Consider the following 8,562-nt stretch of genomic DNA (forward strand, 5'->3'; position numbering starts at 1 on the left):
GGTGGCGCCGGGCGGACTCGACGAGGAGGTCAGGGTGTCCGGGGTGCTCCGACCGGCCGACGACGACCTCTACCGCCACGCCCTGCGCGGGATCCGCCGGCACACCGGGGTGCCGCTCGCCTTCGCCGGCCAGGTGACCGACCGCCGGCTGGTGCTGTCCCACTTCCTGGGCTCGCGCTCGGCGGGCCTGCGCGGCCTGCACGTCGAACCGGGCAAGGGCGTCGGCGGCGCGGTGCTCGACCGGGTGCGCCCGCACGGGGTCGCCGACTACCGGGCCGCCCGGACGATCACCCACGACTACGACGACCCCGTGCTGGCCGAGGGCATCCACGCCACGATCGCCGTCCCGGTGGCGACGCACGGCCGCGTGCACGGCGTCCTGTACGCGGCGGTCCGGTCCGGCCTGCCGCTCGGCGACCGCGCGAACGACGTCCTGCTCCGCATCGCCGGCCGGATGGCGCGCGAGCTGGCGGTCCGCGACGAGGTCGACCGCCGTCTCGAGCTGCTCGGCACGGCCGATTCGGGCGCCGCGGACCAGCTCCGCGAGCTGCGGGCCGAGCTGGCCGAAATCGCGGCCGGCACCCCGGCCGGCCCGCTCCGCGACCGCCTGCTCCGGGCGTGCGGCCGGTTCACGCCGGCCGAACCGGCGGAGAGCACGCTGTCTCCGCGCGAACTCGACGTCCTCGAGCAGGTGGCGCTCGGCTGCACGAACGCGGAGGCCGCCGAGCGGCTCGCGCTCAAGGCCGAGACCGTCAAGGCCTACCTGCGGAGCTCGATGGCCAAGCTCGGCGTGCACAACCGTCACCAAGCCGTCCTCGCCGCGCGCCGGCTCGGCATCCTCCGCTGAACCGTCGCGATCCGGCCACCTGCTGTTCGCATCGGCTCAAGCAGACGGGAATAGCGTCCGGGTGCCGAAGAATTCTCCCCGGAAACCCGAATGAGGAAAACCATGCCCGAAAACCAGGCAGGCCCGACCCGAAGGTCCTTCCTGCGCAACGCGGGGCTCGCCGGCGTCGGCGCGACGGCACTGGGCGCGCTCGGCGTCCCGCCCGCCGAAGCCGACCCCGCGGACGCAGCGAACCGAGGCGGCGGCCGGTGGAAGCCGGACGGCGAGAGCCGCCAGTTCACCGTCGCCGTCATGCCGGACACCCAGTACCTCTACTGGGGCAGCCAGAACAGCCTCAACCCGGAGCCGCAGGAAGCGTCGCTGCGGTACGTGATCGAGAACAGCGGAAAACCGGACCACAACATCGTCTTCCTGGCCCACCTCGGCGACCTGACGCAGGACGCTGACGTCACGTCGTTCCAGGCCGTCGACAAGACGTTCAAGATCGCCGACTCGGCCGGCGTCGCCTACAGCGTGCTCGCGGGCAACCACGACGTGTCCGGTGACGACACCCGCGGCACCACGCCGTACCTGCAGACGATGGGCCCGCAGCGGTTCCGCCGGCAGAAGTCCTTCCTCGGCTCCGACGCCAGCGGCTACAACACCGCGCACGTCTTCCGCGCCGCCGGGCGGGAGTGGCTGCTGCTGGCCATGGACTGGCGCACCTCGGCCGCCGGCTTCGCCTTTGCCAACGATGTCATCAAGCGGCACCCGCACCTGCCGGTGATCCTGACCTGCCACGAGATCGTCGGGCCGACCTACGGCGACGAGGTCTACCCGTACGAGTCCGGCAACCCCGAGAACAACGCCGACTTCAGCGGCTACGGCCAGACCGTGTGGGACTCGCTGATCAAGGACAACGACCAGATCTTCCTCACGCTCAACGGCCACTACTGGCCGTCGGGCCGCGTGACGAAGAAGAACACCGCCGGGCACGACGTCCACCTGCACATCACGAACTACCAGAACCGCTACATGAGCGGCGGCGGCATGCTGCGGCTGTACCACTTCGACCTGGACCGGAACACGATCGACGTCGAGACGGTCTCGCCGTGGATCCTCGAGAAGGACCCGGCCAAGCGCAACCGCATGGAGGTCCTGGAGGCGCGCCTCACCACGGCGGTCGACCGCTTCTCGATCCCGTTCGACTTCGAGCAGCGCTTCGCGGGCTTCATCCCGGTGCCGGTCCGCCCGGCGCGTCCGGCCGGCGAGGTCCTCGTGCCGGGCACGCTCGCGTACTGGCGTTTTGACAACGTTGACAGCGCCGTCCGGCAGGTGCGCGACCTGTCGGGCCACGGCAACGACCTGACGCTGCAGCCGGTCGCCGGAACGACCCCGGACGCCCTGACCCGGACCGACGACCACCACCCCGACCAACCGGGTCACGCGAGCCTGCGGTTCACGGGCGGCAAGAGCCCCCTGCACGGCGCGTACCTGACGACGGGCCCGCGGGCCCCGCTGAACACGGAGACGTTCGAGCACGGCTACACGATCGAGACCTTCGTGAAGATCCCCCGCGACTGGGACGGCGGGATCCACGGCAACATGCCGGTCCTGGTCCGCCGCGGCGCGTCGGGCGCAGCGGGCAAGCACGGCAAGAACACCGACCCGAAGGAGCCGGTGGCCCAGCTGATGACCACGAACAACGGCCGCGAGGTCCAGTTCAACTGCTACCCACTGAGCCAGACGTACCCGACGACCAACTGGAGCCACGGCCTGGCGGAAGAGCAGTGGTGGCACCTAGCGGTGGTGAACGACGGCCACCACACGAAGGTCTACGTGGAGAGCGCCCCGGTGGCGGACAACCCGTTCACGGATTCGGTGGGCATCGCGTCGTTGGGCCTGCCCTGGCTGCTGGGTGGCCACGAGTACGGCGGAGCCCTGGACAACGTATTCCACGGCTGGATCGGCGACGTCCGGATCGTCAACCGAGCGCTGCGGCTGGACGAGTTCATGACCAAGTGACCAACGACGCCACATGGATGCCCGGGCCAGGCGGCCCGGGCATCCATGTGGCGCCAGGCCAGGCGTTAATCGACCAGATTCAATACTCCCAACCGGAAAGAGACACAACCCCATTTCCTCGCCCCAGTCGGCGAATCTGCCGGGTCGCCAGCCTGCTGCCCGCAAGTCAGCCTCGACACGCTCGGAAAATCTGGGCATCTCAGCTACCCGCACCATATTCGCGCAGCTTTTGCAGGGCCCCATGGGCTGCCACGGTCGGCTTGGGCCAGTACCGAGTCCATGAAGTCGGGAGATCCGGGTCGGATGAGACGCCGCCCCCGAAGCAGCGGAACAGGGCCTCGTCCGGGATCAGGTCGGCGACGTTGCGAGCCTTCTCGAGCTGGTCGAGCCGTGCTTGGACGCCCGGCGGCGGGGGCGGTGGGCAGGCGTGACAGCCACCACCGCCAAGCCCGGGCTGCGTCCTGCAGCCAAGCACCAGCCCGCCGAGACCTCACGTCCGGGTGACGCAGGTGCCGGCCAGTCCCTGATCGACGGCCGCGGCCATTGATTACGCTCTGGCGGTGACCACAGCGATCAAGCCGTCCGCTCCCGTCCTGCGAGAGACCACCGCCCGGCGGGCGGCCGTGTACCTGACGCTGGCCATGGTCTCGCTGATCAACTTCATCTCCTACGCCCCGCTGGACGTGCGGGCGCACGAGAAAGCCTGGGGCGACGCGCTCAACTACTACGCCATGTCCGAGCACACCGGAGCGCAGGTCGACAACCCGTTCGCGCTTCGGATGCTCAGCCCGTGGCTGGTGCACCTGGCCGGCAAGGTGACGGGGCTCCCGCTCGACGTGCTGTGGCTCGGGTTCACCGGCGTCGTCACGCTCGCGTGCGCCGTGGTGTTCTTCGAATTCTGCCGGCGGCACCTCGCCCTGCACCTGTTCACTTCGGTGCTCGCCGCGATCGCCCTCTCGTGCACGTTCTGGTACGGCCCCTACGCGTTCAGCAACCCTTTCCTGGCCGACCCGTTGAACAATCTGCTCTACCTCATCGCGTTGTGGCTGTTGTTCAAGCGCAAGCTGGTGCTGTTCACCCTCGTCATCGTCGTCGGCGCCATCAACAAAGAGACCACCTTGCTGCTCGCCCCGCTGTACCCGTTGCTGGCCTGGACGCGAGCACGCTCACTGCGCGACCGCCAAGTACTTTTCGGCGTGCTGGCAACGATCCTCGCGACGCTGGCGTACGTCGGTTTCCGCCTGTGGGCCCAGAACTTGATCGGCGGCAGTTACGGCTTCGGCAGCGGACAGGGCAACAAAGGCCTCGCCTCGAACATCGTCTTCGCGCTGTCGTCGAACAAACACAGCGAGCACGCCGCCCTCTTCGACACGTTCCACTTCTTCTGGATCATCTTCGGCTACGGCCTCTACGAGCAGTACCGCCGGAAAGGCCCGTTCAGCCCGCTGCTCGTGTCCAGCGTCTACTTGACACTCTGCTGCTTCGCCGGACGGCTGGTCGCCACGGACACCCAACGCGTCTTCGTCATGCTCGCTCCGCTGATCATCGGCCTGGTCGCGATCACGCTGGACAACCAGCGCAGCGACGTCCGGCGCCTCCTGGTCGGCGTACTCGTCTTCCTCTACATCGCGCTGAACTTGCAGCTGGTGCCCAACGACCTGAAGTTCCTGGTCGAGGTCGGCGGCTTGGTCCTCTTCGCGGCTCTGATCCACGCGCAGTCGTGGCTTCCGCGAGGCCGTCGAGGAACCAGCTCACCGAGCGAAGACCTCATGCCGCAGCGCGAGATCTTCACCGCTGACGAGGAAGCGACGTCCGGACGGCGAACTCTCTGACACCTACGGTTCCGGGTTCGGGTCCGACAAACGCCACCACACCCGGCGTCCGACCGGTGGGCGGGGCAGGCGAGCGAGTACGTGCTCGGGGACCGGCGCCTTGGCTACAGCGGCCTCGACGTACTCCTTGGCCCCTTGCGCTCCGAGATCGGGCGCGAACGCCCGCACCAACCGGAGCGCGTCGAGGCGCCGACCCGAATCGACCAGTTCGGCGATCCGAGACCGCAGTGGGTCATCGGGTTCGAGCCCCCGAACCTGCTCGAGATAGTCCTCGATCCACTTACCGCGCTCAAGGTCGGCGGTCGCGTGCACCATGTGCAGACTGCCATCCGCCCCATCGACCAGGAAGCTGCCGTGGCCCACCACCAAGTCGAGTAGTTCACGCGTGCGCACGTAGCGCTCGCTTTGAGTGTTGATCACCCACCCAAGCCGGCGACTCGGCCAGGTACCGCTCCACGACCTGGACGGCCCACGCCTTCGACACCATGACCACAGGCTATGGGGAGAAGCCGCGCAGGCGACGTTCGCTGCCCGATCAACCCACCGCCGAGCGGTTCATCAGAGCGAAGGTGGACGGACGGCCGGCGGCGGCCGACGCGCTGACCTCCCTTGGCGCCGCTCGGCTCGACGCCCGCAACGACGACTAACTGCTTCGAACAGCCACGCTTCACGACTCGCCGACCACAGCGCACGAAGTTCTTCGGATTCCACGGCACTCGAAGCAGCTTGAGCAATCTCATCGATGCTCGCGCCACGATCGACACGGCAGGCGAGAGAGCGAAGAGGCTGGACAGGGTGGGAATCACTATTTTTTCCACCTCCGGCAACACACCTCACGACTGAGAAACCTCACTGTGTTGCACTTCGAAGGAGGTCAGCGAAGGCGCCCAGGGGCACCGTCTCCGATCGTTCAGTGTCCAATTCATCCTCGACAGTGGCGAGTTGGGCGTCGGCATCCAAGAACACGTTGAACGTGTCGTACGTGAAGTACCGCTGCCCCCGCAACTGATCGATGACACCGAGAAGCTCGGCTCTAACGAAGTCATCAGCCTCGCGGACCAGGAAATCCTTCAGCAACGGAAGGGTCATCGCGAGACCACCACCTGAAGTCCACTCACCAGCACGGGGCCGTCATAGCCCCCTCTCGGACAACGTTCGTCACCAGAACCGTCCACAGCCACCCGACCACGTCCCACTCCGGATCGCGCACAGCTCACTGACGGCCATCGATCGTGACGCGGTAGCTCCGAACGGCACCCCGCGGGGTTTCGCGGACGCTCTCGAGGACTCCGCCTTGCCGTTCGATCGTCCTGGCCGACGCGACGTTGTCCGCGGCGCACACGAGCCGGACGTGCTTCATGCCGCGCCGGGCTGCTTCGGCCAGCATCTCTCCCAGGGCCCACGTGCCCAGGCCGCGTCCGCGCGCGGCCGGCCGGATGCCGTAGCCGATGTGGCCGGCTCGCCGGACGGACTCGCCGGTGCCGTGCCGCAGGGCGATGCCGCCGAGCACGAGACCGTCTTCGACGATCCACCGGTAGGTGCAGCTCGCGTCGGCCGCAAGGCGGGCGATCCACGTCGAGAACCCGGCCGCGGTGCGGACCTCGTCGGTGGCCAGCAGGCCGAAGCCGTCTTCGTGCGGGCCCGGTCCCCACTCCTCGTGCGCGTCGAGCCAGGCCGGACGCAGGCGCGCGGAGGGAACGACCAGGCGGGGCCGGGCGTCAGCCACCGAAGGCCGTCCGGTGGGCCGCGGCGCAGGGGGCCGGGAGGTCGTCCGGGACGACCACGCTGCCGACGATCGTCGTGTGCGGTTCGAGCGGGATCGCGCGCACCCGGGCCGAGCGGAGCTCGGCCACCTGGTCGGCGGGCAGCACCGTCCAGCTGCGCGGATCGGAACCGACCTCGACGATCGTGTCACCGACCGTGCCCGCGCGACGGCCCGGCCGCGCCTGGACGCCCGCCTCGCGCACCGCGCCGACCACCGAGGGATCGTGGTCGGTGGCGGTCCGGAACGGACCGTCGGCCAGTTCGGCCCAGCCGACCGCTGCGCGACCGGCGGCGGAGTGCCGCGTGGACACGACCGCGAAGAGAGCTTCCGTCCACGTCGGCAGCACCCGCAACCCTGGTGCTCCGCGCACGCCCCGTGCCAGGGCCAGGTCGACGTCCCCCTGCCGCAGGGCGTTCAGCCGCGCGGGCAGCGGCAGGTCGACGAGCACGACGTCGAACGCCGGGGCCTGTTCCCGCAACGCGTCGATCCCGCGTTCCAGCCGGGCGGTGAACTGTCCCGTCGCCGTGCCGATGCGCATCACCCCCGCCCGCGGGGTCGCCGCGACCCGCACCCGGTCGGCGGCCACGAGCGTCTCCCTCGCCGCGACGAGCACCCGGTGCCCGTCCTCGGTGAGCCGGACCCGCCGTGGTGAGCGGTCGAACAGCCGGACCCCCAGCTCGCGTTCCAGCCGGGCGATCTGCCTGCTGACCGCGGGCTGGGCGATGTGCAGCCGGTCGGCGGCCCGGCCGAAGTGCAGCTCGTCGGCGACCGTGACGAAGTACCGCAACGCCCGTAGTTCCACCGGCCCTCCCTGCGACGATGCCGTCAGGTTATCGCTGCGCGTGCCCGTTGGCCCTCGCCCGCGGCCGGGAGCCGTGCTGGAGTCGGGGCATGACCATCGATCTCGGCCTGCTCGGCGCCCACCTGCGCGAGCACGAACTGGACCCGGCGACCGCGGCGGAAGTCGAGCGCGCCGGCTACGGCACGCTTTGGCTGGACGCCTCACCGCCGGCGGACCTCGTTCTCGTGGAAGAGCTGCTCGACGCGACCACCCGGCTGGCCGTCGCCACGAGCGTGGTGAACGTCTGGACCGCCGACGCGGACACCGTCGCCGCCTCCTACCACCGGATCGAAGCCCGGCATCCGGGCCGGTTCCTGCTCGGCGTCGGCATCGGGCACCGCGAAGTCCACGCCGAGTACACCTCACCGTACGCCACTTTGGTGTCCTATTTGGACAGACTGGCGCAGGAGGGCGTGCCGGCCGAACGGACGGTGGTGGCCGCGCTCGGGCCGAAGATGCTGCGCCTGGCCCGCGACCGCGCCGCCGGCACGGTTCCGTGCATGGTGCCCGTCGAGCACACCCGTCAGGCCCGCGCGACGCTCGGCGCGGGAAAACTCCTGCTGCCCGGGCAGTTCGCCGTGGTCGAACCGGACGTCGCCCGTGCTCGGGCGATCGCCCGTGCCGCCCCTCCCGGGACAGCGCTGGGAGTGCGCAACTACGCCGACAACCTTCGCCGGCTCGGCTACACCGACGACGATCTCGCCCACGCCGGCAGCGATCGCCTCATCGACGCACTCGTCGCCCACGGCGCTCCCCCCGAGGTCGCGACCGGGCTGCTGGCCCATCGGGAAGCCGGAGCCGATCATGTCGGTGTCTACCCCCTGGGTGACGACTCGGTCGGTACGCTGCTCTCGGTCGCCGCAGCAGTACAAGCGGCCGAATCTTCGGTCACGCCCAGATCGGCCGGCACACGCAACGATCGCCGAACCGCTTCGTGAGGTCACGGACCTCGGCTACCGGGTTCGCCACCGCAGCACCTTCCGTTCGAGCAGCCGGACCAGCGCATCGGTGACCAGGCCGAGCAGGGCGTACAGGACGAGCCCGACGACCACGACGTCCGTGCGCAGGAACTCCCGCGCATTGTTGATCAGGTAGCCGACCCCGGCGTCCGCGTTGACCGTCTCACCCACGATCAGCGCGAGCCACGCCAGGCCCAGCGACTGCCGCAGCCCGACGAGCGCCTGCGGCAACGCACCCGGCAGCACGACGTGCCAGAGCCGTTCCGCGCGGCTGAACCCGAGCGCCCGCGACGCCTCCACGAGATCCGGGTCGG

At 69.6% G+C, this 8,562-nt stretch carries 10 protein-coding genes; 5 read left to right on the forward strand and 5 right to left on the reverse strand.

Annotation, left to right across the window (positions count from 1 at the left end; all coding sequences use genetic code 11):
* Positions 1-34: 34 nt before the first annotated feature.
* The 3 genes from ACYVLJ_RS27375 to ACYVLJ_RS27385 all read left to right on the forward strand — a co-directional run bounded on the left by ACYVLJ_RS27375 (position 35) and on the right by ACYVLJ_RS27385 (position 4,683).
* On the forward strand, positions 35-847 hold the full coding sequence (locus ACYVLJ_RS27375) for a LuxR C-terminal-related transcriptional regulator (protein ID WP_460440840.1): 813 nt from the start codon (positions 35-37) through the stop codon (positions 845-847).
* Between the two features lie 102 nt (positions 848-949).
* On the forward strand, positions 950-2,851 hold the full coding sequence (locus ACYVLJ_RS27380) for a LamG-like jellyroll fold domain-containing protein (protein ID WP_460440841.1): 1,902 nt from the start codon (positions 950-952) through the stop codon (positions 2,849-2,851).
* Positions 2,852-3,411: 560 nt separating this feature from the next.
* Entirely contained in the window at positions 3,412-4,683 is a 1,272-nt protein-coding gene (locus ACYVLJ_RS27385) for a hypothetical protein (RefSeq protein WP_460440842.1), read from the forward strand.
* A 3-nt stretch (positions 4,684-4,686) separates the two neighbouring features.
* On the opposite strand, the gene ACYVLJ_RS27390 is transcribed toward ACYVLJ_RS27385, so the two are convergent.
* A complete protein-coding gene (locus tag ACYVLJ_RS27390; RefSeq protein ID WP_460440843.1) occupies positions 4,687-5,103 on the reverse strand; it encodes a hypothetical protein in 417 nt (138 codons plus the stop codon).
* A 65-nt stretch (positions 5,104-5,168) separates the two neighbouring features.
* Between ACYVLJ_RS27390 and ACYVLJ_RS27395 the strand changes: the two genes are divergently transcribed.
* A complete protein-coding gene (locus tag ACYVLJ_RS27395) occupies positions 5,169-5,330 on the forward strand; it encodes a hypothetical protein (RefSeq protein ID WP_460440844.1) in 162 nt (53 codons plus the stop codon).
* A 202-nt stretch (positions 5,331-5,532) separates the two neighbouring features.
* Here ACYVLJ_RS27395 and ACYVLJ_RS27400 read toward each other — a convergent pair whose 3' ends face one another.
* The 3 genes from ACYVLJ_RS27400 to ACYVLJ_RS27410 all read right to left on the reverse strand — a co-directional run bounded on the left by ACYVLJ_RS27400 (position 5,533) and on the right by ACYVLJ_RS27410 (position 7,250).
* Positions 5,533-5,772 carry a hypothetical protein gene (locus ACYVLJ_RS27400; protein ID WP_460440845.1) on the reverse strand — a complete coding sequence of 80 codons (240 nt, stop codon included), beginning with the start codon at positions 5,770-5,772 and terminating at the stop codon, positions 5,533-5,535.
* A 124-nt stretch (positions 5,773-5,896) separates the two neighbouring features.
* Positions 5,897-6,409: a GNAT family N-acetyltransferase gene (locus ACYVLJ_RS27405; RefSeq protein WP_460440846.1), complete on the reverse strand. Its 513-nt coding sequence runs from the start codon at positions 6,407-6,409 to the stop codon at positions 5,897-5,899.
* Positions 6,402-7,250 carry a LysR family transcriptional regulator gene (locus ACYVLJ_RS27410; RefSeq protein WP_460440847.1) on the reverse strand — a complete coding sequence of 283 codons (849 nt, stop codon included), beginning with the start codon at positions 7,248-7,250 and terminating at the stop codon, positions 6,402-6,404. Before ACYVLJ_RS27410 ends, ACYVLJ_RS27405 begins: the two co-directional genes overlap by 8 nt.
* An 89-nt stretch (positions 7,251-7,339) precedes the next feature.
* On the opposite strand from ACYVLJ_RS27410, the gene ACYVLJ_RS27415 reads away from it, so the two are divergent.
* Entirely contained in the window at positions 7,340-8,227 is an 888-nt protein-coding gene (locus tag ACYVLJ_RS27415) for an LLM class oxidoreductase (protein WP_460440848.1), read from the forward strand.
* Between the two features lie 15 nt (positions 8,228-8,242).
* Here the strand turns inward: ACYVLJ_RS27415 and ACYVLJ_RS27420 are convergent.
* Positions 8,243-8,562: ABC transporter permease (locus ACYVLJ_RS27420; protein ID WP_460440849.1), on the reverse strand; the 320-nt coding region annotated here is incomplete at its 5' end.

This window comes from Amycolatopsis stemonae, assembly GCF_054781455.1.